Origin of the sequence: Acidovorax sp. Root267 (assembly GCF_001429215.1) — a bacterium.
Lineage (GTDB): Bacteria > Pseudomonadota > Gammaproteobacteria > Burkholderiales > Burkholderiaceae_C > Acidovorax > Acidovorax radicis.
In genome coordinates this window covers 189,229-214,329 of record NZ_LMJC01000034.1, presented here as the reverse complement: position 1 = coordinate 214,329, position 25,101 = coordinate 189,229, and the positions used below count along the sequence as shown (strand labels likewise).

Genomic DNA, 25,101 nt, shown 5'->3' with positions numbered 1-25,101 from the left:
CAAACTCGAACTCACCGAAAGCCTGCTGCTGGGAGACATCGAAGACACCATCGCCCGCATGGTGCAGCTCAAAAGCGAAGGCGTGGGGTTTGCGCTGGATGACTTCGGCACCGGCTACTCCAGCCTGAGCTACCTCAAGCGGCTGCCGCTGGACCAGGTGAAGATTGACCAGAGCTTCGTGCGGGACGTGCTGTCGGACCCGAACGACGCGGCGATCGTGAGGACGATCCTGGCGCTGGCCAAGAGCCTGGACCTGGAGGTGGTGGCCGAGGGGGTGGAGACGACGGGGCAGCTGAGTTTTCTGAGGCTGCACGGGTGCGAGGGGTTTCAGGGGTTTCTTTTTGGCCGGCCGGTGCCTATCGATGTGTTTGCGCGCGAGCACCAGCTGGGCCTGTTCGCACAGCCTGCGGTGGCCCTTCCTGAAGGGTGCAAGCCATGACCGGCCCCGGCATTCTCTGGGTCGACGGCGATACGCAGCATGCGGCGTCGGCGCGGCACCTTATCTCAGCGCGCTACCCGGACTGGCGTGTGGTGAACAGCCCAACGCCCGAGGCGGCCCGGGCGCCGCTTGCGTCGCAGGCTTGGGATGCCGTGGTGCTGTGCCTCAAGCCTTCGGTGCAGGACTTGCCCGGCGTGCTGGAGCTGTGCGCGGGCCGCCCGGTGCTGATGTGCGTCGATGCCCACCAGGAGGCGCTGGCTGCACGCGCGTTCCGTTGCGGGCTGGGGGACTACATGGTGCGCGAGGCCGACGGGGTGGCCCACCTGGTCGAGCTGCTGCACCGGCTGGCCGTGCTGCTGCAAGGCGCACAGGGTCGGGGCCAGCCCGGGCGCATGGTGGACGCCCGCGTCTGGCAAGAGGCGCTGACCCTGCTGCAGGAGCAGCGCACGGCCCTGCAGGCCACTTTGGCCAGCATGAGCCAGGGCATCTTCAAGACAGCGGCGGACGGCAGCATCACCGTCTACAACCAGCGCGTGCTGGAGCTGCTCAACCTGCCCGAATCGTTGATGGCCACGCGGCCCACATTGGCCGACCTGACGCGCATCCAGGCGGAGCGTGGAGATTTTGGCGAAGGCCATCGCCTGGTAGACCGGCGCGGGCACGACTATGTGGCGGGCGGCGCCGTGGTCCCCGCACCGACTGTGTACTGGCGCACCACACGCGATGGCCGCACGTTCGAAGTGCGTACCACCGACCTGCCCGATGGTGGCCTGGTGCGCACCTTTGCCGACGTGAGCGACTATGTGCGTGTGGAGAATGAGCTGCGCGAAAGCGAGGCGCGCTTTCGCTCGCTGAGCGATCTGTCGTCCGACTGGTACTGGGAGCATGATGCAGAAGGCCGGTTCGTGCAGCTTGCGGGCGATCTGAGCGTCAACGGCATCCCGCTGTCGACCGTGATGGGCCGCACACGCTGGGAGATCGGCGCGCTCAACATGACCGAGGCCGACTGGGCGGCACACCGTGCGGTGTTGCAGACCCATCAGCCGTTTCGCGACCTGGAACTGCAGCGCCAGCGGCCAGATGGCAGCATGCACTGGATCTCGGTCAGTGGCGTACCCGTTTTTGACGCGCAGGGCGCGCTGTGGGGCTACCGGGGCGTAGGCCGCGACATCACCGAACGCAAGCGGGTGGAAAGCCAGATTGAGCAGCTGGCGTTCTACGACGTACTCACCGGCTTGCCCAACCGCCGCCTGCTGGTGGACCGGCTGCAGCGCGCCACAGCTGCCGTGGTGCGTTCAGGAGCGCAAGGGGCCTTGTTGTTCATCGATCTCGACAACTTCAAGGACCTCAACGACACCCTGGGCCACGACACCGGCGACCAGCTTCTGGTGCAGGTGGCCCAGCGCCTGAAGGCCTGCGTGCGTGAGGCCGACACCGTGGCCCGCTTCGGCGGGGATGAATTCGTGGTGCTGGTGGAAGGCCTGAGTGCGGATGGCCCCCACGCCAGCGCCGAGGCCGCGCTGGTGGCCAGCCACATCGCCACCACGCTGGGCAAGCCCTATGCGCTGGGTGAGACGGGACACCACAGCACGCCGAGCATTGGCATTGCGCTGTTTGGCCAGCAGACCGTCAGCGTGGACGAACTACTCAAACATGCCGACCTGGCCATGTACCAGGCCAAGGCGGCAGGTCGCAACACCCAGCGCTTCTTCGATCCCGACATGCAGGCCGCCGTCAGCAACCGATCGGCCCTCGAGGCCGACCTGCGCCGGGGCTTGCAAGACAAGGAGCTGGCGCTGTACTACCAGCCCATCGTGGACGGCAAGGGCCGCCTGCTGGGGGCCGAGGCGCTGGTGCGCTGGAAGCACCCCCGGCGTGGCCTGGTGTCGCCGGCCGAATTCATCCCGCTGGCTGAGCAGACGGGTCTCATCCTGCCGCTGGGGCAGTGGGTGCTGGAGGCCGCCTGCGATCAACTGGTGGTGTGGTCCCGCAGCTCGCTCACAAGGCAGTTTTTCCTGTCGGTGAATGTGAGTGTGCGGCAGTTTCGCCAGCCCGATTTTGTGGAGCAGGTGCTGGGTGCCCTGCAGGCCAGCGGGGCCAACCCCGAGCGCCTGAAGCTGGAACTGACCGAAAGCCTGTTGCTGGCCGATGTGGAGGATGTGATCTCGCGCATGGAATACCTGCGGCGCTATGGCGTGGGCTTCTCGCTGGACGACTTTGGCACCGGCTATTCGTCGCTGAGCTACTTGAAGCGCTTGCCGCTGGACCAGCTCAAGATCGACCAGAGTTTCGTGCGCGACCTGCAGACCGACCCCAACGACGCGGCCATCGTGCGCACCATCCTTGCGCTGGCGCACAGCCTGGACCTGGCCGTGGTGGCCGAAGGCGTGGAGACGACGGGGCAGCTTGAATTCCTGCAGCGCCACGGCTGCCAGGCGTTCCAGGGCTACCTGTTCGGCCGACCCATGCCACCGGAGATTCTGGAGCGAGCGCTGCGGCCTGCGTTGTGATAAAGCCGCTACGCCACGCAGGCGCGACAATGGGTGCATGAAGAAACAGGTTCTGGTGGCAGGTGGTGGCATCGGCGGGCTGGCGGCGGCGTTGGGCGCATCGCGCGCGGGATGGGATGTGCGGCTGTACGAGCGCGCGGCAGCGTTCAGCGAAGTGGGCGCTGGCGTGCAGATCGGGCCGAACGTGGTGCGCCGCCTGCAGGCCTGGGGCCTGCAGCAGCCGTTGCAGGCTGTGGCCGCGTTCCCCAGCCGCTTGCAGGTGCGCAACGCCGTCAGTGGCAAGGAACTGGCCGTGCTGCCGCTGGGCCCCACGGCGGTGCAGCGCTATGGCGCGGCCTACACCACCATCCACCGCGCCGACCTGCATGGACTGCTGCTGGCCGCTGTCACCAAATACACCGACACGCAATTGAATCTGGAGCACGCCATTGACGGCTTTGTTGACGGCGATGGGGTTGTTACCGTGCGCACCAGCCGGGGCAAAGAGGTGGAAGGGGATGCGCTCATTGGCGCCGATGGCCTGTGGAGCCGCACCCGCAACCAGCTGCTGGGCGCCGTGCCGCCCCGCGTGACTGGGCACCTGGCCTACCGCGCGCTGGTGCCACAGCATGCGCTCCCCGATGCGCTGCGCACTGGCCAGGTTACCGCCTGGCTCGGCCCGCGCCTGCATGCCGTGCAGTACCCTGTGCGCCGGGGCGAGTTGCAGAACATCGTTGTCATCGTGCAGGGCCCCGCGCCGCAGGATCTGGAAAGCTGGGACCATGCAGCCAACGCGGCAGGCCTCGACCACGCCCTGCAGGGCACCTGCACCGCGCTGCAGGATGTGGTGCGCAGCGTCAGCACCGCGGGTGGCCCCGGCTGGAGGCTGTGGCCGCTGTGTGACCGCCCGCCGGTGCAACATGCGGGCGAGATGGCCCAAGGCCTAGTGGGGCTGCTGGGCGATGCCGCCCACCCCATGCGCCCCTATCTGGCCCAGGGTGCGGGCATGGCCATTGAAGACGCCGCCGAGCTGCAACGTGCGCTCGCCATGCACGACCTGGACGTGCCCCTGCGACTCACCCGTTACGCCCTCAACCGCTGGCAGCGCAATGCGCGTGTGCAGGCCCGCTCCACCCGCAACGGCCGCATCTTTCATGCCACGGGGCCCACGCGCTGGGGGCGAGACCTTTCGCTGCGGCTGCTGGGTGAAAGGGTGCTGGATGTGCCCTGGCTGTACCGGGGCGACGGGTCGAGCGCCAGTTCGCTGTGATGCTCTTTATTTGGTAGCTCCTCACGCTGGATGGCCGGGCTCTCGCGTCCAGCAGGCTGTTGTGCCAGGGCCTCATTGGCAACGTGCCTTGGAAACCCGGTGTGTGGTGAACTTTGCGCCGTGTGCCGAGCTCTATCCCTGTGTATGCATGCTGCGAAAAAGCGTTGTTTGCATGGACAAATACCCTGTTCAATGGCGGGCCGTGGTGCTACAAAGGGCTAAGCCGGTAGCGATTCCCACTGCAACACCGTGGCACCACCCGAGCCCGCCGGGGGTGCCGCCACAGGAGGTCGTATGGATGCCATCAGCAGTTTCACCGCGCGCTATGCCCGCAGCCGCGAAGAGGAAATGTCGATTGACGAGTACCTCGCCGAGTGCAAGCGTGATCCCATGGTCTACGCCACGGCAGCCCAGCGCATGCTGGCCGCCATCGGCGAGCCCGAGATGGTGGATACGCGCAACGACCCCCACCTTTCGCGCCTCTTTGCCAACAAGGTGATCAAGCGCTACCCCACTTTCACCGAGTTCTATGGCATGGAAGATTCCATCGAGCAGGTGGTGAGCTTTTTCCGCCATGCCGCGCAGGGGCTGGAGGAGCGCAAGCAGATCCTTTACCTGCTGGGCCCCGTGGGCGGGGGCAAGAGTTCGGTGGCCGAGCGGCTCAAGTACCTGATGCAGAAGGTGCCGTTCTATGCGCTCAAGGGCTCGCCGGTGAACGAGTCGCCGCTGGGCCTGTTTGATGCGGTGGAGGACAGCCCGGTGCTCGAGGAGCAGTTCGGCATTCCCCGGCGCTACCTGCAGCATGTGCTTTCGCCCTGGGCGGTCAAGCGGCTGGAGGAGTTCGGCGGCGACATCCGCCAGTTCCGGGTGGTCAAGCGCTACCCCAGCATCTTGAAGCAGGTGGGCATCGCCAAGACCGAGCCGGGCGATGAGAACAACCAGGACATCTCCAGCCTGGTGGGCAAGGTGGACATCCGCAAGCTGGAGACCTTTGCGCAGGACGACACCGACGCCTACAGCTACAGCGGCGGCCTGTGCCTGGCCAACCAGGGCCTGCTGGAATTCGTCGAGATGTTCAAGGCGCCCATCAAGGTGCTGCATCCGCTGCTCACTGCAACGCAGGAAGGCAATTACAAGGGCACGGAGGGTTTTGGTGCCATCCCGTTTGACGGCGTGGTGCTGGCCCACAGCAACGAGAGCGAGTGGAAGGCGTTTCGCAACAACAAGAACAACGAGGCTTTCCTCGACCGCATCTACATCGTCAAGGTGCCGTACTGCCTGCGCGTGAGCGAGGAGACCCGCATCTACGAGAAGCTGATCCGCGAATCCTCGCTGGGTGCCGCCAAGTGCGCCCCCGGCACGCTGAAGATGATGGCCCAGTTCTCGGTGCTCACGCGCCTCAAGGAACCCGAGAACTCCAGCATCTTCAGCAAGATGCAGGTGTACGACGGCGAGAGCTTGAAGGACACCGACCCGCGCGCCAAGAGCTATCAGGAATACCGCGATTACGGTGGCGTGGACGAGGGTATGAACGGCATCTCCACGCGCTTTGCGTTCAAGATACTGTCCAAGGTGTTCAACTTTGACAGCGCCGAGGTGGCGGCCAATCCGGTGCACCTGATGTATGTGCTGGAGCAGCAGATCGAGCGTGAGCAGTTCCCGGCTGAGCTGGAAACCAAGTACACCAGCTACATCAAGGAGTTCCTCTCGCCGCGTTATGCCGAGTTCATCGGCAAGGAGATCCAGACGGCGTACCTGGAGAGCTACAGCGAATACGGGCAGAACATCTTCGACCGCTACGTCACCTACGCCGACTACTGGATCCAGGACAACGAATACCGCGACACCGACACCGGCGAGGTGTTCGACCGTGGCGCGCTCAACGCCGAGCTGGAGAAGATCGAGAAGCCCGCAGGCATTGCCAACCCCAAGGATTTCCGCAACGAGATCGTCAACTTCGTGCTGCGCGCGCGTGCCAACAACCAGGGCAAGAACCCCAGCTGGACCAGCTACGAGAAGCTGCGCCTGGTGATCGAGAAAAAGATGTTCTCGAACACCGAAGAGCTGCTGCCCGTGGTCAGCTTCAATGCCAAAGCCAGCGCCGAGGAGGCGCGCAAGCACGAAGATTTCGTCACGCGGATGGTGAACAAGGGCTACACCCCGAAACAGGTGCGGTTGCTGTGTGAGTGGTATTTGCGCGTTCGCAAGAGCAGCTAGCGCAGCGGCCAAAAAAGCTCTTGAAGGTTTTTGCCAGTGCATCCCACCGGGGCACTGGTCCACGCAGGGGAGCAAGGGGATGGCACTGCAAATCATCGACCGCAGGCTCGCAGGCAAGAACAAATCTGTGGGCAACCGCGAACGTTTTGTCCGCCGCTTCAAGGAGCAGATTGCGGACAGCGTGCGCCGTGCGGTGTCGCAGCGCGGCATCCGCGACATCGAGCAGGCCGAGAGCATCACCATTCCCAGGAAGGACATCGGCGAGCCGGTGTTCCACCATGGGCAGGGCGGCATCCGCGACGTGGTGCACCCCGGCAATGCGGACCATGTGCGCGGCGACCGCATCGAGCGGCCCAAGGGGGGCAGCGGGCGCGGCTCGCAGGCCAGCGACAGCGGGGAGGGCGAAGACGATTTCACCTTCACGCTGACCAAGGAAGAGTTCATGCAGATCTTCTTCGAGGACCTCGCGCTGCCGCGCCTGCTGCGCACGCACATCGGCGAGAACCCGCAGTGGAAGTCGCGCCGCGCCGGCTATAGCCAGGACGGAATTCCCAACAACCTGGCAGTGCTGCGCACCATGCGCGGGGCCCTGGGGCGGCGCATCGCCCTGGGCAAGGCGTCGCACCGCGAGTTGATAGAGCTGCAGCTGCAGCTCGACGCCCTGCTGGCACAGGACGACGGCACCAGCGAGGTGGTGGCCGAGCTGCAGCGCCGCATCGACGGGCTTGCGGCGCGCATCGGCCGGATCCCGTACCTGGACCCCATCGATTTGCGCTTTCGGGCCCGTGTCCAGGTGCCCGTGCCCAACAGCCAGGCGGTGATGTTCTGCGTGATGGATGTCTCGGGCTCCATGGACGAGGGGCGCAAGGAGCTGGCCAAGCGCTTCTTCATCCTGCTCTACCTGTTCCTCACGCGGCACTACGAAAAGATCGACATCGTCTTCATCCGCCACCACACCCAGGCGGCCGAGGTGAGCGAGGATCAGTTCTTCCACTCCACCGAAAGTGGCGGCACGGTGGTCAGCAGCGCGCTGGTGCTGCTCGACCAGATCATTCGCGCGCGCTACCCGCAAGGTGACTGGAACGTCTATGTCGCCCAGGCCAGCGATGGCGACAATTTCCCCAATGACAGCGGCAATTGCCGCAACCTGCTGGTAGACCGGATCCTGCCGCTGGTGCGCTACTTTGCCTATGTGCAGGTGACCGAGGTAGAGCAGAACCTGTGGGAGGAATACAGCCAGTTGCTGCCGCTGTTTTCCCACTTCGCCATGCGCAAGGTGTCCGAGCCGGGCGACATCTACCCCGTGTTCCGCGACCTCTTCAAGAAAGAGGGGGTGCAGGTATGAACATGACCCAGTATCCGGTGCTGGAGCGCCGCTTGCGCGACAACCCGTGGAAGGCCGCCGCCGTGGGCGAGCGCCGCCACCGTGCCGCGCCAGAGCAGCTTCTGCCTGCCGGGGAGCGGCCCGCACAGCCGCTGCCCGATCCGAGCGACTGGACGTTCGAGCTGATCGACCGCTACCACGCCGCGATCGCCGCCACCGCCGAGCGTTTTGGCCTCGATACCTACCCCAACCAGCTGGAGGTCATCACCGCCGAGCAGATGATGGATGCCTATTCCAGCGTGGGCATGCCAGTGAACTACCGCCACTGGAGCTACGGCAAGGAGTTTCTGGCCACCGAGCGGCGCTACCGGCGCGGGCACATGGGGCTGGCCTACGAGATCGTCATCAACTCCAACCCCTGCATCAGCTACCTGATGGAGGAGAACACCACGGCCATGCAGGCACTGGTGATTGCCCATGCCGCCTATGGGCACAACAGCTTCTTCAAGGGCAACTACCTGTTCCGCATGTGGACAGATGCTTCCTCCATCATCGACTACCTTGTGTACGCCAAGGATTACGTCGCCCAGTGCGAAGAACGCTACGGTTTTGACGAAGTGGAGCAACTCGTGGATTCTTGCCACGCGCTGGCCAACTTTGGCGTGGACCGCTATCGCCGTCCCTCCAAGAAGAACCTGACGCGCGAGCGCCTGGAGCGCGAGCAGCGCGAGGCCTACGCCCAGCAGCAGGTGAACGAACTCTGGCGCACCCTGCCCACGCGCCCCGGCAAGGATGGCACGGCGCAGGAGCACAACCGCTTTCCAAAGGAGCCGCAGGAAAACATCCTGTACTTCATCGAGAAGAACGCGCCACTGCTGGAGCCCTGGCAGCGCGAGATCGTGCGCATCGTGCGCAAGATCGCGCAGTATTTCTACCCGCAGCGCCAAAGCCAGGTCATGAACGAGGGCTGGGCCACCTTCTGGCACTACACCTTGCTCACCACGCTGTACGACGAGGGCCACCTCAGCGACGGCCTGATGATCGAGTGGCTGGGCTCACACACCAACGTCATCTTCCAGCCCCCCGTGGGCCACCGCGCCTACAGCGGCATCAACCCCTACGCGCTGGGTTTTGCCATGTACCGCGACATCCAGCGCGTCTGCCAGAACCCCACCCCGGAGGACCGCCGCTGGTTCCCCGACATTGCGGGCACGCCCTGGCTGCCCGCGCTGGACCATGCCATGCGCAACTTCAAGGACGAGAGCTTCATAGGCCAGTACCTCAGCCCGCACCTGATGCGCGAGATGCGCCTGTTTGCCCTGCACGACGACACCAGCCAGAGCGAGCTGGTGGTCAGCGAGATCCACGACGAGAACGGCTACCGCAGCCTGCGCCAGATCCTGTCGCAGCAATACGACCTGGGCACGCGCGAGCCCAACATCCAGGTCTGGAACGTGAACCTGCGCGGCGACCGCAGCCTGACCCTGCGCCACACCCAGTACCAGGGCCGCCCGCTGGCCGACGACACGCAGGAGGTGCTGCGGCATGTGGCCCGCCTGTGGGGCTTTGGCGTGCAGATCGAGAGTGTGGACGCCTACGGCAACAACCCCGTGCTACTGCACTCGGTGGCCGCATCTGCCGCGTGAGCCGGTATGGAAGGTGATGGCAGCGCCATGCGTGGGTGCAGGCCTGCTGGACGCCCAGGGGCCAAGTTCCATTTCATTGCAAGGACTTATTGCTATTAAAAATATAGCTATTGGCGCTTGATGGATAAGCGCCAGGTCCTGTTTTTTGTCAAATTTTGGTGACAACCCCGGGTGACGGAGCTGCTGCGCCCTTCAGGTGATCGTGGCCCCACGCAGCGGGCAATCGGTAGCCACACGCTCGGCCAGTGTCTGGCGCAGGGCTTGGAGCGCGGCGATGCGTGTGTCGATCTCCTGCAATTTGACCGCCAGCACCTGGGCCAGCGCAGGGCCTGGGTCGGCGGCATCCCAGATGGCGGGCAGCCGGTCGCCAATTTCCGCCAGCGTAAAGCCCAGCTGCTGTGCGGTGCGGATGTACTGCACCAGCATCGCCGTTTCGGCCGGGTAGTCACGGTAGCCGTTGGCCAGGCGCCGTGAACGGATGAGGCCCTGCTGCTCATAAAAGCGCAGGGCCTCGCGGCTCAGGCCGGAGGTGGAGGCGAGTTCACCAATCAGCATGGCGATGTCCTTGTGGCGTGAAAACAAATGCCACCCCTGAAAGTGGCTTGACCCTGAAGCGTACTTCAGGGCTGAACCTCGGGGCTTCTTTCATCCCAACGTTGATCCCCATGTCCCTTTCTTCAATTTCTACTCCGCGCTACCTGCGCATCGTGCGCGCCAGCGGCTGGTACGACCTGCTGGTGACCTGGCCGTTTGCGCTGCCGTGGACCTTTGCCTGGCTGTATGCCCAGCTGGGCCTGCCAGGCACCTTGTATCCGCTGGATACCACCCACATGCTGCTGGCCAATCTGCTGGGCTCGGTGGTCGTGGTGTGGTCTATCGCACGCATCGCTGCGCCCACCGTGTTGTTGGGGCGGCTGGATGGCGTGGCCCGGGTTCTGTTTTCGGCCTGGCAGATCTACGCCGTGGCCCACGGCGCCAATGCCATCGTGCTGGGGTTCACGCTGTTTGAGCTGCTGTTTGGCGTGCTGCAGTGGTGGCGTGTGGCGGATGCCCCGCAGGCTCCCAAGATCAGCGCGCAGGCGCTGGCAGGCACCTGAACGCCAGGGCGCCCGCCGCCAGCATGGCGGCAATGGTCAGCATCACCGCCACATACGGGTCGGCACCCTGCGCGGCGGCGATGGAGGCGGCCACGCCGGTCATCCACTGCATCAGCGCCACCCCGAGGAACAGGGCCATGGTGAACACCGCCATGGCACGCCCTGTGACGGCGGGGGCATAGGCCGAGCGCACGTCTGAATACTGCAGCACCATGTAGCCCGACAGCAGGCCCACGGCGATGGCGCCGCCCACATCCAGCCACTCCCGGTGCAGAAAGCCGATGGCCGCGAACAGGGCGGCCAGCAGCACCGTAAAGCCGGTGATCCAGCGCCTGCGCCGTGTGGGCCCCGGGTCCAGGCGGCCGAAGAAGGCTGGGCTGAACAGTGACACCAGCGATGACAGCATGGCCACGTTGCCGCTGGCCACCAGCGAATAGCCGTGCCGCTCGATCAACAGCGGCCCCAGCCACAGCCCGCGCAGCGTGAGGAAGGAGGCATACGTCGTCAGCGCCAGCAGCATGATGCCGGCGGTGTGCGGCAGCAAAAACAGCGCGCCAAACCCCCGCACTGCCTGCAGCACCGATTCGCGGGGAGGTGCATCGTGCGTCGGTTGCGGGGGCTCGTGCACCTTCCAGAAAATCAGCAGCCACGCCAGCGCGGCCAGGCCAGCCAGCACGGCAAAACCCATGCGCCAGGACGATAGCTGCACCAGCCAGGCCAGCGGCGTGCCCGTGAACAGCATGCCGAGCCCGCCCACGCCCATGGCCACCCCCGACACCATCGCAAACCGGCTGGCGGGAAAGTAGCGCGCGATGAACACCGTGCACACCAAAAATGCGGGCGCGCAGCCCACGCCGATCAACACCTGCCCCAGCAGCACCCCGCCATAGCCGGGCGCCAGCGCCGACAGCACCGAGCCCGCAATCGCCAGCGGAAACGCCGCCAGCAGCGTGCGCCGCACGCCGTACAGGTCGATACCGATGCCCATGAACAGCTGCATGGTGCCGAAGGCAAACGCAAACGCGCCTGCAAACACGCCCAGCGCCTGCGCCGACAGGCCGAACTCCGCCTGCAACCCGGTCGCCATGATCGCCGTGATGGTGCGAAACGCCTGGCTCAGGCCAAAGCCGGAGACCAGCGCGAGCAGCATGACCCACGCGGTGCGCGCAGGCAGAAGCGGTGGTGCGAAAGGGGAAGGGGGCGCTGGCAAGTGGGGGCTCCAGAAACAGCGGCTCCCGGGCCATGTGCCGGGGACGCTCTCTCCAGCGAGGGTACCTGCAGATCGGGACGGGCGCTGTCGCCGGTGCGGGTGGCGTTTGAACGCGCGGCTTCACATCCGGCGCCCGGATCGTCTCCAACCCGTGTTCAAGGCCGGTTATGGGTCCCCGCAGCCACTTCCTAGGGTATGTCCTGATCCATTGCGGGCCGCGCACCACGCCCCCCTGCGGGGGTGCTTTCTTTGCAACAACTGCTTGCAATCCAGCAGTTCTGCGGCGGATTGTGCTGGCCTGTATTCCCAATAGGCGCAGGTCAAAGGGCTTTTTGCACCGTCATGGAGGCGCCACAGGCCGGGGCAGACTTTAGAGGAGGCTCTCGACGTGGGGATCACCCCAATGACGGGGCAGGGGCCCTGGGGCACTCTTGTGGGCACGCCTCGCCGGGTGTTGGGAAAGTTCTGAAGTCGGTGGTTTCGGTCTCTCGCAAGCAGTCTGGGCAGATGCGCACAGCTCGGTGTTTTCACAAAGGCGGCGCAGGCAGGTGGTAGTGGCAAGGTTTGTGCTTGGTGGCAACCAGGGGCCTGTGTGGCCGGTGGCCCCAAGGTGTTGGATGTTGCAAGGTTTTCGGGTGTGCCGCCAAGGCCACCGCGATGTCAGGAGTGACCGATGAAGAAGATGGTTTCGCTGGGTTCGGGTGCGCTGGTGACCCTCATGCTGACGGGATGTGCAAGCCAACCCCCTGCACTGCAGGCTTTCTCCGAGCCGACAGACCGCAGCAGCATGCAGTTTGCGTGTGGCAATGGCGAAAAGGTGGAAATGCAGTTCTACCCCGATCAGGGGCGCAGCGTGCTGCGGCGCAGCGGCTGGACGGTAGACCTGCCCAAGCAGGCCGCTGAAACGGGCTATGCCTTCAGCAACGGCCCAACGACGGTGCTGGGCAAGGGCAACGAGCTGACCATCCAGATTGGTCACCTGGCACCGATCTGGTGCCGCAGCAACCGCCCCATGATGGTGGCGGGCGTGCAGTAATCCCCAATTCCTTCGCCGGTGGGCGAGCCCTGTATTTGGCAGGGCGCTGTAAAAATAATAGCTGCCAACGCTGATACATAAAGCGCTGGCGGCTATTTTTATGCCCAATGCCCCCGTTGTGCGGGCATGGGCAAGAGGCTTTCAGACCCTTAGAGGTCCGTGCGCAGCTTCCAGATCTCGGGGAACAGCACCACGTCCAGCATCTTGCGCAGGTAGCTCACGCCGCCGGTGCCGCCCGTGCCGCGCTTGAAGCCGATCACGCGCTCCACCGTCGTCACGTGCCGAAAGCGCCACAGGCGGAACGCGTCTTCCAGGTCGGTGAGTTCCTCGCCCAGCTGGTACAGGTCCCAGTGCTCCTTGGGGTTGCGGTACACCACCAGCCAGGCCTGCTCCACGCCGTCGCTTTCCGCATAGGGCAGCGTCCAGTCCCGCTCCAGGTGGCTGGTGGGCACGGGAATGCCACGGCGCGCCAGCAGGCGCAGGGCCTCGTCGTACAGCGAGGGGGCCTCGTACGCGGCCTGCACCTGGGCCAGCAGGTCGGCGCGGTGCTCGTGGGGCTTGAGCATGGCGCGGTTCTTGTTGCCCAGGGCAAACTCGATGCTGCGGTACTGGTAGCTTTGAAACCCGCTGGACTGGCCCAGGTAGGGGCGCATGGCGGTGTACTCGGGCGGTGTCATGGTGGCCAGCACGTCCCAGGCGTGCACCAGCTGCTCCATGATCTTGCTGACGCGTGCCAGCATCTTGAAGGCCATCTGCAGTTCGTCGTTGGCAATGTGCGCAATGGCCGCGCGCAGCTCGTGCAGCATGAGCTTCATCCACAGCTCGCTGGTCTGGTGCTGCACGATGAACAGCATCTCGTCGTGTGCGGGCGACAGCGGTTTTTGCGCGGTGAGGATGGCATCGAGCTGCAGGTAGTCGCCGTAGCTCATGGACTTGCTGAAGTCGAGCTGGGCGCGCTCCTCGTGCACGATGGATTCGGGCAGGGCGGTTGATGCCTTGTTGTTGCCGTCAGCGGGGGCGGCTGTTTGGGAAAAGGGGCACATCGTTGGGTCTCCGTTGCTTAAAAGGTGTGAAGGGACCCGGCGTGTCCGAGCAGGCCGCACAAACGTGCTCCGTCTAGACGCAAAGTGCAGCCATAGCTCGGGCTATGGCGAGTATTTGCAACGACGATGGTGTGCGTTTTTGCGGAATGAGCGGGCATGGCGGGTTCGTTCGCACCTTCTTAGGTCACTGCGTGCGTCTGGTTGAACTCGGGGCGTTGCCACTCGGCCGCCTCCAGCACCTGGCGCAGATGCTCCACCGCATTCCACACGTCTTCAAAACCGATGTACAGCGGCGTGAAGCCAAAGCGCAGGATGTCCTTGTGCGGGCCTTTGCCCCCGTCACCCTTGCGGAAGTCACCAATCACACCGCGCGCAATCAGCGCCTGCACGATGGCGTAGGCACCGCTGCCCTGGCCATTGACGCCCGCGCCTTCGTCGCGCGTCAGGCACACCTGCGAGCCACGCTGTGCATGGTCACGCGGTGTGCCCAGGCCCAGGCCGTAGCCTGCGCAGCGCTCTTCCACGAGCTTTATGAACAGGTCGGTGAGTGCCAGCGACTTGGTGCGCAGCGCGGCCATGCCGCCCAGGTTTTCTGCGGCGGTGAACACATCCAGCCCGCACTGCAATGCCGACAGGCTGATGATGGGCTGGGTGCCGCACAGGTAGCGCGTGATGCCTGGTGCGGGTGTGTAGTCGGGGGTGAAGGCAAACGGAGCCGCGTGGCCCCACCAGCCCGACAGCGGTTGCCAGAAGCGATTGGCGTGGCGTGGATTCACCCACACAAAGGCCGGAGCGCCCGGCCCGCCATTGAGGTACTTGTAGCCACAGCCAATCGAAAAATCAGCGCCTGCGCCGTTCAAGTCCACGGGCACGGCGCCCGCGCTGTGCGCCAAATCCCATACACACAAAATGCCCTGGGCGTGCGCGGCAGCGGTGATGGCCGCCATGTCGTGCATGGCACCGGTGCGGTAGTTCACGTGGGTGAGCATCAGCACGGCCACGTCGCTGGTCAGCGCGGTGGCGATCTCCTCGGGTTCCACCAGCACCAGCTCCAGCCCACGCTCCTTGCACAGGCCTTCGGCGATGTAGAGGTCGGTGGGGAAGTTGCTGCGCTCGCTCACGATGCGCTTGCGCGCGGGGTTGTCCTCGCGGGCGATGTTCAGCGCGGCGCTCAGCACCTTGTAGAGGTTGATGGACGTGCTATCGGTGCACACCACTTCGTCCTGGCCCGCGCCAATCAGCGGGGCCAGCTGGTTGCCCAGGCGCTGGGGCAGGTCAAACCAGCTTGCGGTGTTCCAGGATTTGATGAGGTCGGTGCCCCATTCGCGCGCCACCACATCGGCCACGCGCGCTGCGGCCGCCTTGGGCAACACGCCCAGCGAGTTGCCGTCGAGGTAGATCACGCCTGCAGGCAGGCTGAAGTGGCCGCGCAGCGGGGCGAGCGGGTCTTGCGCATCGAGGGCGCGGCAGTCTTGGAGGGTTGTGGTCATGGCGGTCCAGGTCAGTTACTTCTGTTTTGATAGCTGCTTGCGCTTGTCTGGTAAGCGCTAGAGGCAAAAAATGCTTGAAATCAATGCATCACAACGCTCTGAGCACGGCGCGCACGGGCGACGCATCCGCCGTGGTCAGCTTGAGCGGCAGGGCGATCAGCTCGTAGTCGCCCTCGGGCACGTGGTCGAGCACCAGGTTCTCCAGCACCCGCAGGCCCCGGCGGCGGATGACCTGGTGGCTGTCCAGCGTCTTGCTGTCGGCCGGGTCGATGCTGGCGGTGTCGATGCCCACCAGCAACACGCCCCGGTCGGCCAGGCGCTCGATGGTGTCGGGGGCGTAGGCGGTGAGCTGGCCGTCCCATTGCGCGGGGGCCTGGGCGTAGGTGCGGACCAGCACGCGGGCGGGCAGGGCGCTCTCGACAGCGTGGGCAATGTGATCCCAGTTGATCAGCGGGCCGCAGCCGATGGCGTGAATCACGCGGCACGGGCCGAGGAAGGCGTCGAGCGATACATCGCCAATGGTGGCGCCCTGTGCGTCGTAGTGCAGCGGTGCATCGGCATGGGCGCCCACATGGGGCGACAGCGTGATGGCGCTGACGTTGACCGGACAACCTGGGCCAATGGTGGCGCACCACGCCTGGCTGTAGGCTGTGTCACCCGGAAACACGGGGCTGCCCGCGTGCACGGGCGGCGAGATGTCCCACAGAGGGCGGGCGTTGGAAGGTTGGCTTGCTGGCATGGGACAAAGTTTGCATGTCCCGGAAAAACCGTGGTGTCGGTTATTTCCAACAGCTCAGCAGTTTTTGTTGAGGCTTAAACGATCTCTGGGGTCGCAGATCCGGAGATGAGACCGTCCATTTCTTCCACCACAAAGCCCACACGAAAGCGGGCGCAGCAGGTCAGGCAAGGGTGAACTTAGTCGGGCCTACAAGCGAGAAGAAACGGCAGGGGAAAACGGGGTGCGCTGTACAGGCGGAATCAGGCGCTGTGGGGGAGGGGAATGCTCACGAAAAATCCCACGCCCTGGCCGTTCAAACCTTCGCCTATCTGCACCTGCCCCCCCATGCGCAGGGCCGCCTGCCGCACGATGGCCAGGCCCAGGCCGGACCCATTGGCCGCATGGCCAAGGCCCCGGTAAAAGCGTTCGAACACCCGGCTGCGTTCGGTGAAGGGGATGCCAGGCCCATCGTCCTGCACCACCAGGTGCAGCAGGGCACCGTCTTGCCGCAGGCCCACGGCCACATTGCCGCCGGCCGTGGTGTAGCGCACAGCGTTGTCGATGAGGTTGTGCACGATGGATTCGAGCGCGGGCAGGTCCAGCCGTGTGGGCAGGGTGTCGGGTGCGTCCAGCGACAGCTCGATCTGCCGCGCCATGGCCTGGGGCACCGCCTGCGCCAGGGCGGCGCGCAGCCACTGGGCCACATCAAGTTCACGCGGCGCAGGGCGCTGGGCTTCGTCCAGCGCGGCCAGGTCCAGCAGCTGCTGCGCCAGGTGCGAGGTGCGGGCGATGGCCTGCTCCATGTGCGCCTGGGCCTGTGTACGTTCCTCTTCGATCTGCGAGCGCGCCATGACATGGGCCTGGGCCGTGATCACGGCCAGCGGTGTGCGGATCTCGTGTGCGGCATCCTGCACAAAGGCGCGTTCGCGCTCGACCTTCTGGCGCATGCGGGCCAGCAGGGTGTCCAGCGACTGCTCCAGGGGTTTGAGCTCGCGGTGGAGCGCGTTGAAGCCCACGGGCTGCAGGTCGTCGGTGTTGCGGCGGGCAATGCGGCTGGCCAACTGCTGCAGGGGCTTGAGGCCGTTGCGCACCGACAGCCACACGGGCACCAGCACAAAGGGCATGGCCAGCAACAGGTAGGGCAGGATGAAGCGCCCGTTGTAGGCCAGAAAGGCTGCATCCGTGCGTTTGGGCTCAAACACCTGCAAGGCCCAGCGGGCGTTGTGGCCGGTGTAGATGCGGTACACGGAGCCCTGTGCGCTGGCTTCGGTGATCACGCCCACCGCCTGAGGCTGCCTGGGGGGCAGATTCAGGGTCTTCAACTCGGGCGATGCAAATACCGGGTTGCCGGCTGCATCACTGAGTGCATGCAGTGTCTTGCCGGGAAAAATGCCGCTCTGGCGACGGCGGATGTAGGTCCAGATTTCGGTAGAGGCGATGGCCGCTGCGGCGTGTGCGGGGTCGGTCAAGTCCTGCAGAGATACCAGCAGGGCGTCGCCATACTTTTGCAGGCCGGGGTCATTGGTGATGGTGTGTTTGTAAGTGATGAAGATGTAGCCCAGCAGCACCGCCCACACCAGCACAAAGGCCAGCACCACCGACACCACACTGCGGCGTACCAGCGTGGGTTCGGTCAGCCTTGTCCAGGCGGTGTGCGGCGTGCGTGGGTCCGTCATGGTGCGGGTCATGCCTGCAGCAGGTAGCCCACACCACGCACGGTGCGGATCAGCTCCGCCCCGATCTTGCGGCGCAGGTTGGACACATGCACTTCGATGGCGCCAAAGTCCACGGGCTCGCCCAGTGGGTCCAGCCGCTGCGACAGCAGGCTTTTGGACACCACCACGCCAGGCTCGCGTGCCAGTTCCAGCAGCAGCTGAAATTCGCGTGGCGAAAGGTCGAGCGCCGCGCCACCGCGCTGCGCAGCGTGGCGGCGCGGCTCGATCACCAGCTCGCCCAGCACCCAGCGCTCGCTGGCCTGGCGTGCGCTGCGGCGCAGCACGGCGCGGATGCGCGACATCAGCTCGGCCGTGGCAAAAGGCTTGATCACAAAGTCATCCGCCCCGCCATCCAGCCCCGCCAGCCGGTCTTCCACGGCCGAGCGCGCAGTGATCACGATGATGGGCACCTGCCCGCCGTGCCCGCCCTGGTTGCGCCAGCGCGCGAGCAGGTCAAAACCACTGCCGTCGGGCAGCGTCAGGTCGAGCAGCACGCAGTCCACGGTGGTCGCATCCACCGTGGCGGGCGCATCCACTGCACGGCGCAGCCATTCGCTGGTCAGGCCCTCCACCTTCAGCGCGGACTGCAGCGCGCGGCCCAGGTCCAGGTCGTCTTCAATGAGCAGGATGTGCATGGCGAGATTGTGGCGGGTGCGGTGCCTGCCGGGCGGGGCCAGAAGGTCCGCCTTTGGCTGGCGTTAAGGCAGCAGTTTGCACAATGGCAGCGCGCGCAGCGCAACGTGGCTTGCTCACCGACGTTTGAGAGAGAAGAATGAACGAAAGAAACTGGGGAGGATGCCCTTGTGGGTGAGGACAAATCGATGATGGGTCTATCGGCACCTTCACGGCTGGTGCTGCGGCCCTTTCGCGGCCCATCGGACTTCCCGGGCATGGCCGAGGTGGCCAACGCCAGCTTTGATGCCGATGGGGTGCTCGCACGGCGTACACCCGAAGACCTGGCGCGCGACTACGCCGCGTTCACCCAGTGCGATCCGTATCAGGATGCGGTGATGGCCGAGCTGGACGGTGAACTGGTGGGCTATGGCCGTTGCTGGCGATTCACACAGGCCGACGGGTTGACGCTTCACTCCCAAATCGGCTTTGTGCCAGGGCGTTGGCGCGGACGCGGCATTGGCCGTCTGCTGCAGGGCTGGATCGAGCAGCGGCACCACACCGTGGCAGCGCTGCAGCCGGGCGGCCCGCATGTGCACCATGCCTATGTGCAGCAAGGCGAAGATGCGCGCGCCAGGCTGCTGCAGGCCCGCAGCTATGCGCCGATGCGGTATTTCTTCGAAATGCTGCAGACGCAGTTGCATGCTGTGCCCGACTTTCCCATGCCCGAAGGGCTGGAACTGCGGCCCGTGTTGCCCGAGCACTACCGCGCCATCTGGGATGCGCACCACACCGCGTTTGAGGACCATTGGGGGATGGTGCCGCCATTGCCACGCGACTACGACACGTGGCTGGAGAGCCTGATTTTCCAGCCCGCGCGCTGGCAGGTGGCATGGAACGGCGAAGAGGTCGCAGGCCAGGTCCGCACGTATATCAACGAGGACGAAAACCGCCATCTGTCCAGGCGACGGGGCTACACCGAGTTCATCAGCGTGGGTCGCCGCTGGCGTGGCCGTGGCCTTGCCAGAGCGCTGATTGCCCGCAGCCTGCGCCTGCTGGCGCAGGAGGGCATGTCGGAGTCTGCGTTGGTGGTGGACGGCGAAAACCTGACGGGCGCCAACCGGGTGTATGAGGACTGTGGGTTCCACACGGTCAAGCGGAACACGATCTACCGAAAACCGCTAGTGGTACCCGAGGTATAGGCGCAACGTGCGCTGGCGCCGCAATTTGCCTGTCGCAGGAATACAGCAGCTCCGCGACGCCATGGGGCAGAACGTGCTGGTCTTAGGCTGCGCTTAAGCCTTGTCCCCAGACAATCCTTGGCAGAGAGGATGTCTATGAGAAAAACACACACCCACCGCGTCGTCGTCTGGGCGGCGTGCCTGGCAGGTGGCGCCGCATGGGCCCAAGCGTCGCCCGAGGGAGCGGGGGCCGGGGCATCATCAACGCCGCAGCTCGATGGTGTCACGGTGACCGCGCGCCGCTCGCTGGAGCAGCGTTTTTTTGCCGCCGGTTCGCTGGTCGTGGTGGACCGCGCCGACATCGAGCAAATGGGTGCGTTCTCGGTGGCCGATGTGCTGCGCCAGTTGCCAGGCGTGCAGGTAGTGCCATCTGCCGATGGCAGTGTCGAGATCCGCATGCGCGGCATGGAACGCGGCGCCACGCAGTTGCTGATCGACGGCCAGCGCGTGGGCAGCAAGCGTACCCAGTTGCCCATTGACCAATTGCCGCCTGAACTGATCGAACGCATCGAGGTGGTGAGAGCGCCGAGCGCAGAGTTTTCGGGTGCCACCGGGGGCACGCTCAATATCGTGCTGCGCCAGGCCACGGTGAAGCGCGAGACGGTGCTGCGCCTCACCGACAACCATGTGTGGGGGCGCAATGCGGGCCAGGCATTCTTTTCGCGCACGGGACCTTTGGGCGCCGCTGTGAAGCCTGCCAAGAGCGCCCAAGGCTCCGATGGCGCCGAGGAGGTGCTCGAGGCGGAGAACAGGGAGCCGTGGTCCTATTTCGTCGCGGCCTCCGCGACGGGTTTGTTGCTGGGCTCGGACACCCACCGCAGCACGCAGGTCGGCGGTGCGGAGGTCGCACAGTCCGATACCAGTGCCCGCTACAAGCGCACCGACTACGCGCTGGTGCCGCGTGTCAGCGGAAAGATCGGTGTTGCGGATCAGCTGACGCTGCGTGCCACGCTCAGCAAGGCCGATTTTGGCGGTACCGCGGACAGCGTGGGCAGCGGCGATGGTACGTATGCGGCGCGTTCGCATGAAGCGCACAACTACGACCGGCGCTATCTGCAGGCCGCAGCCGACTGGACGCACCGCTTTGCGGCCAGCAAGCTCGAAACGACGTTGTCAGCGAGCCGTGCCAGCGACACCGTGGACCGCAGGGGCGACCTTCTGCGCAACATCGGCGTTGGCGGTGCTGCAGTCACGGACAGCTATAGCTTTGTGGACGACCGGCGTGAAGACGTCTGGAACCTCAGCACCAAGCTCACGGGTACGGCCGACGCACTGCTGTGGAGCGCCGGGGCGCAGCTGGAAGACCGCAAACTTTTTGTCAACACGACGGCGAGTGGCGACCTGCCGGTGAACTCGGGTCTGGATGCCGGCATTCGCCGGTGGGTGGCCTGGGGGCAGAACGAATGGGAGCTGCCCACGACCACCACGCTCACGCTGGGCCTGCGCGGCGAGCGCGTGGAGCTGAGCGGCGGAAGCGCTGCCGTGACGGGCAGCAAGCAGTGGAACATCCTGCAGCCATCGCTGCATACACGCACGCCCTTGTCCGAGGACCTGCAGTGGCGCGTGAATCTCGCGCGCGTCACCCAGTTGCCGCGCGTGTGGGATCTGGTGGACCGCGCCATCCCCAGCCAGGGCAGCAACAGCCTGAACAACCCTGACACCATTGGCAATCCGAACTTGCGTCCCCAGGTGGCCTGGACACTGGACACCGGTTTTGAGCGGCGTCTTGCCACTGGCCACGCGGGCGTGAACCTGTTCGTGCGCCGGATGAGCGACGTTCTTGCGCCCACACTGCAGTTGATCGGTGCACGCTGGGTGGAGCAACGTGGGAATGTGGGAGACGCCATCGTGTGGGGCCTGGAGGCCGATGCCCGCACGGGGTTGGGCTGGGTGGGCCTGGGGAGCGAATGGACGCTGTCGGCCAATGCCAGTGCGCTGCAGTCACGCATGACCAGTGGGCCCAACGAAGGACGGCGCATTCCGGGGCAGGCACGCTATGTGGCCACGCTGACAGCGGCAAAACCCATGCCGCGCAATGGCGGCTGGTATGGCGGCGCCACGCTGTTGATGACGGGGCCGGCCGACCAGGACATCAATGGGACGCTGACCGGGAAGAATCGCGCAAGCGCCATGCTGGATCTGTATGTGGGTCAGCTGGTACGCGGGCTGGGTTACTGGCGGTTGGGGGTCTACAACGTGGGTGACGCCCATTTCCGCCGGGATCGCGTCGACGCGTCGGGTGCGGTACCAGTCTTGAGCACCAGCAGCATGCAGTGGACGCCGCGCGCGTACCTCACGGTGGGGACGCAGTTTTGACTGCCGCGGGATGCCCGGCAGGGCATGCGGCCCGGTGCGCCGTGCTTGCCACCTGGATGGCGCTCGCTTCTTCCATGGCGGCGGTCGCAGCGACTGCGCCCGCGTCAGCATCCGGCACAGAGCCTGCGGTCGAGACGGTTTTTACGCGGGCTCGCCTGGTGTCGATTCATCAGGAACGAGGAGGTCGGGTGTATGTGCGGCTGAAGTTGCTGCCTCGCGCCAAGCTTCCTTTCACCACGCAGACTTTCAGGGTGTTGGACCAGGCGCATCTGGACGGCATATCCGAAGGCTCGTGGGTCAAGTTCACGACCCGAAGTATTGATGGTGAGAACACGCTGACGTCGATCCACGTTGTGGAAGAGTGCCGCCGGTTTCAGGCCTGTGACTGACGGAGGAGACTCGCAGACGGCGCGGGCGGTTGCGCGTTTTTCTGACAGGCTTGCGACTTAGGTAGTTGTCTTCTTAGGCGTGCGTTAAGGGACTGTTTGCACAATGGCTGGATGCGTCAAGAAAACATCACACACGAATGCGGTCAAGCCTCAGCTTGGCTGATGGGCCGAGTTGCTGCGGTTTTGCTTGTTCCGGCCCTCTGGTGCGGCGCTGCCGCGGCGCAACAGCTGGAGGCCACGTCGACTGCGGCAACTGCATGGCCGAGCTACATGGCCGACTTGGTAGCGGGCGCGCCAGAGAGTTCGGTAGCGGCTGTTTTGCCGGCGGACGTAGTGGTCACGCCACCCGATGTCTCGGTGCCCGCCGACAAGGCGCGCTGGAGCGGTATCTGGCAGGGTTGGGGCTGCATGGCCAGAGCCTGCGATATCCGCATTGCCATCGAAGCAGTGACCGGCAGTGGCGCGACGGTTGTGTATGTGGGCGTGAGCGACCAGCAACCCCAAGTGACCGATCGGGCGCAAGGCCAGTTTGTTGGTAATGAATTGCAGGTGCGGTTGCACACGGGTGCGCGGCTGGTGCTGCGGCTTCGCGAGGCCGTGGGAGCGACGGAGATGGAAATGGCCGCGTGGCGCCCGGAAACGCAGTTGCTACTGGCGGGTGTGCTGAGCAACAAACCCGTCGCACCGATCTATACGCGCGTGGTGGAACGTATCCCAACGCCCTGGAAGGATGCCGATGGCCGTGCCCAGACTCTGGAGGCCGTCGTGTATCGCCCTCTAGGCGCGAAAGGTCCATTGCCGACGATGGTCTTCAACCACGGCTCCACGGGCGATGGCAATCGCCCCAGCTGGTTTACGTTTACCTGGACCAGTCCGGAGGTGGCGCAGTACTTCACCGCCAAGGGTTGGCAGGTCGTGCTCCCCCAACGCCGAGGGCGTGGCAAATCTGATGGTTTGTATGACGAAGGTTTTGGTGCCAACCGTGCGGCGGGCTACACCTGCAAGCCAGAACCATCCCTCGCGGGGCTGGACCGGGCGCTGGCTGACCTGGATGCAGTGATGGCGCACGTTCAGCAACGCTCCGATGTGGACAGTGCCCGACTGCTGATCGGCGGCGTGTCGCGTGGTGGCATCCTATCGGTGGCCTATGCTGGCACCCGACCCGACATGTTTTTGGGCGTTGTGAATTTTGTGGGCGGCTGGATAGGTGATGTGTGCAAGGAGGCTGCACTCGTCAATCGCACCGGCTTCCTTCGAGGCGCGGCCATGCCGCAGCCTACGCTGTGGCTGTATGGAGAGCGGGATTCCTACTATGCGCTGGACCACAGCCGTGCCAGCTTTGAAGCTTTTCGCGCTGCAGGGGGAAAGGGCAAGATGGTCAGCTATGCGTTGCCATCGGGGCAGAACGGCCACAACATTCACGGCCATCCAGCATTGTGGAAGGCAGAATTGGACAGCTACCTTGCGCAGATATCGTCTGAACCTTCCCGGTAAAAGCGAACGACATGGATATTTATTCTGACCTTCCTCCACACGGCAGCTCAAACGTTCCAAGCACTTTTGCTGCTGGCGTGCGAGCGCTTGGAGCGTCTGACGCGCAGGCCTTCTCTTTGCTGCGCCGGGAGGTGACTGCGCACAACCCTATCCCGATGGGACTAACCTTTCAGGAGGAACTGAGCCGCACGCTTGAAAGTTTCAAGGAGCAGCTTTCTTACCCGGCCCCGAATGCTGCGTTCGGTGCGTTTTGCGATGGACAACTGGTGGGGAGTGCCGCGGTGGCTTGGCAGAGCACATTTGCATCGTCTCGGCACAAAGTCATCTTATGGGGCACTTTTGTATCGCCGCGACTTCGGCGGCGGGGCCTGGGCCGATTGCTGGTGGAGCGCGCCATTGAACATGCGCGGGATCATGCGGTGCGGCGGGTCAATCTCACGATGTACCTGCCCAACGATGCTGCCGAGCGCTTGTATGACTCGCTTGGTTTTGTGCGCTACGGCGTCGAGCCAGAGGCGGTGTGTCTCGGCGGCACTTACTACAGCGGCGCGCAGATGAGTTTGCTGTTGGATGCGTAGCGCTGGCTATGGGGCTGCGGCCTGCGGTCTGTGTCTGCGTCTGTGGTCAGCGGTAAAGCCGTCCCGCTGAGAGCGACGCCAGAGCGCGGCTCAGGTTGGCGCGTGCCTGTGCTTCGTAGCGCTGAAAAAACAGATCGGTGCCATAGATCCTCTGACGGTCCAGAAACCCCTGCAGTACGGCGCTGCGCCCCGCTACATAGCGTGGCCAGCGCACAAAGAAGTATTCGCGCCGCACATGGCGCTCGAACTGGCGGTACACCGTATCGCTTTGTCCGAGGATGGCCAGGTCGATATCCACCACCCACTGCGCATCGCCCGCGAGAGGGCCGGGGGTGTGGCAGGTATCCAGAATGTGCTGGTGCACAGTCTCTGCCAGCGTAGCTGGTAGCTTTTGGTTCAGAACGAATCGATGTGCCCAGTCGGCGCTGCGTTGTTCGTTGTGCTTGCTCCACGGCCAGTAAATGGCGTCGTGGTACCACAGGGCCAGAGCGACGGCATGGGGGTCTTGCAGTGTGCCGGGCTGCTGGTCCTGCACGGCCTGCCAATGCCGCAGGCAGGCCCACAGGTGCGTGGTGTCGTGGTACGCGCGGGGCCAGTGGGCCCAGCTCAGGATGAGGCGGCGGCCTTCGGTGCGCCACGCCGGAGAATCCCGGTCCAGCGCCTGGCCCAGGGCCTGCCAATGCGCAAGCAGTTCGGTGGCGTGGGCAGGCTGGCGGCGCCAGGGCATTGGGGGCGAGGCGCTACGCAACGCGGCCGAGCGGAAGGTACTCCATGAGT

21 protein-coding genes are annotated in these 25,101 nt (G+C 64.9%); 13 read left to right on the top strand and 8 right to left on the bottom strand.

Features of this window, described 5'->3' with window-relative positions; genetic code table 11:
• From ASE39_RS25515 to ASE39_RS25490, 6 genes are all read left to right on the top strand, one after another.
• On the top strand, positions 1-439 hold a 439-nt coding region (locus ASE39_RS25515), incomplete at its 5' end, for an EAL domain-containing protein (RefSeq protein WP_140426889.1).
• Complete coding sequence (locus tag ASE39_RS25510) at positions 436-2,949, top strand: EAL domain-containing protein (RefSeq protein ID WP_057272955.1); 2,514 nt, start codon at positions 436-438, stop codon at positions 2,947-2,949. The genes ASE39_RS25515 and ASE39_RS25510, both read left to right, overlap by 4 nt.
• A gap of 37 nt (positions 2,950-2,986) precedes the next feature.
• Entirely contained in the window at positions 2,987-4,198 is a 1,212-nt protein-coding gene (locus tag ASE39_RS25505) for an FAD-dependent monooxygenase (RefSeq protein WP_057272954.1), read from the top strand.
• Positions 4,199-4,492: 294 nt separating this feature from the next.
• The gene (locus tag ASE39_RS25500; protein ID WP_010459163.1) at positions 4,493-6,415 is read left to right on the top strand and encodes a PrkA family serine protein kinase; all 1,923 of its coding nucleotides are present in this window, start codon (positions 4,493-4,495) and stop codon (positions 6,413-6,415) included.
• A 79-nt stretch (positions 6,416-6,494) separates the two neighbouring features.
• Positions 6,495-7,760, top strand: coding sequence for a YeaH/YhbH family protein (locus ASE39_RS25495; RefSeq protein ID WP_057272953.1), 1,266 nt, complete (start codon positions 6,495-6,497; stop codon positions 7,758-7,760).
• Positions 7,757-9,385, top strand: coding sequence for a SpoVR family protein (locus ASE39_RS25490; RefSeq protein WP_010459167.1), 1,629 nt, complete (start codon positions 7,757-7,759; stop codon positions 9,383-9,385). Before ASE39_RS25495 ends, ASE39_RS25490 begins: the two co-directional genes overlap by 4 nt.
• Before the next feature lie 192 nt (positions 9,386-9,577).
• Here the strand turns inward: ASE39_RS25490 and ASE39_RS25485 are convergent, their stop codons facing one another.
• Positions 9,578-9,940, bottom strand: a complete 363-nt coding sequence (locus ASE39_RS25485; RefSeq protein WP_057272976.1) for a MerR family DNA-binding protein — start codon at positions 9,938-9,940, stop codon at positions 9,578-9,580.
• A gap of 110 nt (positions 9,941-10,050) precedes the next feature.
• Between ASE39_RS25485 and ASE39_RS25480 the strand changes: the two genes are divergently transcribed.
• On the top strand, positions 10,051-10,482 hold the full coding sequence (locus ASE39_RS25480; protein WP_057272952.1) for a hypothetical protein: 432 nt from the start codon (positions 10,051-10,053) through the stop codon (positions 10,480-10,482).
• On the opposite strand, the gene ASE39_RS25475 is transcribed toward ASE39_RS25480, so the two are convergent.
• A complete protein-coding gene (locus ASE39_RS25475) occupies positions 10,454-11,632 on the bottom strand; it encodes an MFS transporter (protein ID WP_140426888.1) in 1,179 nt (392 codons plus the stop codon). The two genes, ASE39_RS25480 and ASE39_RS25475, sit on opposite strands and share 29 nt — an antisense overlap.
• A gap of 733 nt (positions 11,633-12,365) precedes the next feature.
• Here ASE39_RS25475 and ASE39_RS25470 point away from each other — a divergent pair.
• The gene (locus ASE39_RS25470) at positions 12,366-12,728 is read left to right on the top strand and encodes an MliC family protein (protein WP_010459175.1); all 363 of its coding nucleotides are present in this window, start codon (positions 12,366-12,368) and stop codon (positions 12,726-12,728) included.
• 149 nt (positions 12,729-12,877) lie between these two features.
• On the opposite strand, the gene kynA is transcribed toward ASE39_RS25470, so the two are convergent.
• The 5 genes from kynA to ASE39_RS25445 all read right to left on the bottom strand — a co-directional run bounded on the left by kynA (position 12,878) and on the right by ASE39_RS25445 (position 18,329).
• A complete protein-coding gene (kynA, locus tag ASE39_RS25465) occupies positions 12,878-13,771 on the bottom strand; it encodes a tryptophan 2,3-dioxygenase (protein WP_057272950.1) in 894 nt (297 codons plus the stop codon).
• A 179-nt stretch (positions 13,772-13,950) separates the two neighbouring features.
• A complete protein-coding gene (gene kynU / locus ASE39_RS25460; protein ID WP_057272949.1) occupies positions 13,951-15,261 on the bottom strand; it encodes a kynureninase in 1,311 nt (436 codons plus the stop codon).
• Positions 15,262-15,349: 88 nt separating this feature from the next.
• Positions 15,350-16,000, bottom strand: a complete 651-nt coding sequence (kynB, locus tag ASE39_RS25455) for an arylformamidase (RefSeq protein ID WP_057272948.1) — start codon at positions 15,998-16,000, stop codon at positions 15,350-15,352.
• A 239-nt stretch (positions 16,001-16,239) separates the two neighbouring features.
• On the bottom strand, positions 16,240-17,667 hold the full coding sequence (locus ASE39_RS25450; RefSeq protein WP_057272947.1) for an ATP-binding protein: 1,428 nt from the start codon (positions 17,665-17,667) through the stop codon (positions 16,240-16,242).
• A complete protein-coding gene (locus tag ASE39_RS25445) occupies positions 17,664-18,329 on the bottom strand; it encodes a response regulator transcription factor (RefSeq protein ID WP_057272946.1) in 666 nt (221 codons plus the stop codon). The genes ASE39_RS25450 and ASE39_RS25445 overlap by 4 nt, the downstream gene beginning before the upstream one ends.
• A 186-nt stretch (positions 18,330-18,515) precedes the next feature.
• Between ASE39_RS25445 and ASE39_RS25440 the strand changes: the two genes are divergently transcribed.
• From ASE39_RS25440 to ASE39_RS26175, 5 genes are all read left to right on the top strand, one after another.
• Positions 18,516-19,508: a GNAT family N-acetyltransferase gene (locus tag ASE39_RS25440; RefSeq protein ID WP_140426887.1), complete on the top strand. Its 993-nt coding sequence runs from the start codon at positions 18,516-18,518 to the stop codon at positions 19,506-19,508.
• 135 nt (positions 19,509-19,643) lie between these two features.
• Positions 19,644-21,863: a TonB-dependent receptor gene (locus ASE39_RS25435; protein WP_158004272.1), complete on the top strand. Its 2,220-nt coding sequence runs from the start codon at positions 19,644-19,646 to the stop codon at positions 21,861-21,863.
• 41 nt (positions 21,864-21,904) lie between these two features.
• The gene (locus tag ASE39_RS25430; protein ID WP_158004271.1) at positions 21,905-22,252 is read left to right on the top strand and encodes a copper-binding protein; all 348 of its coding nucleotides are present in this window, start codon (positions 21,905-21,907) and stop codon (positions 22,250-22,252) included.
• A 111-nt stretch (positions 22,253-22,363) separates the two neighbouring features.
• A complete protein-coding gene (locus ASE39_RS26710) occupies positions 22,364-23,746 on the top strand; it encodes an alpha/beta hydrolase (RefSeq protein WP_140426886.1) in 1,383 nt (460 codons plus the stop codon).
• A gap of 11 nt (positions 23,747-23,757) precedes the next feature.
• Positions 23,758-24,324: a GNAT family protein gene (locus ASE39_RS26175; protein WP_082615581.1), complete on the top strand. Its 567-nt coding sequence runs from the start codon at positions 23,758-23,760 to the stop codon at positions 24,322-24,324.
• A 46-nt stretch (positions 24,325-24,370) separates the two neighbouring features.
• On the opposite strand, the gene ASE39_RS25415 is transcribed toward ASE39_RS26175, so the two are convergent.
• Complete coding sequence (locus tag ASE39_RS25415; protein WP_057272942.1) at positions 24,371-25,051, bottom strand: hypothetical protein; 681 nt, start codon at positions 25,049-25,051, stop codon at positions 24,371-24,373.
• Positions 25,052-25,101: the final 50 nt, after the last annotated feature.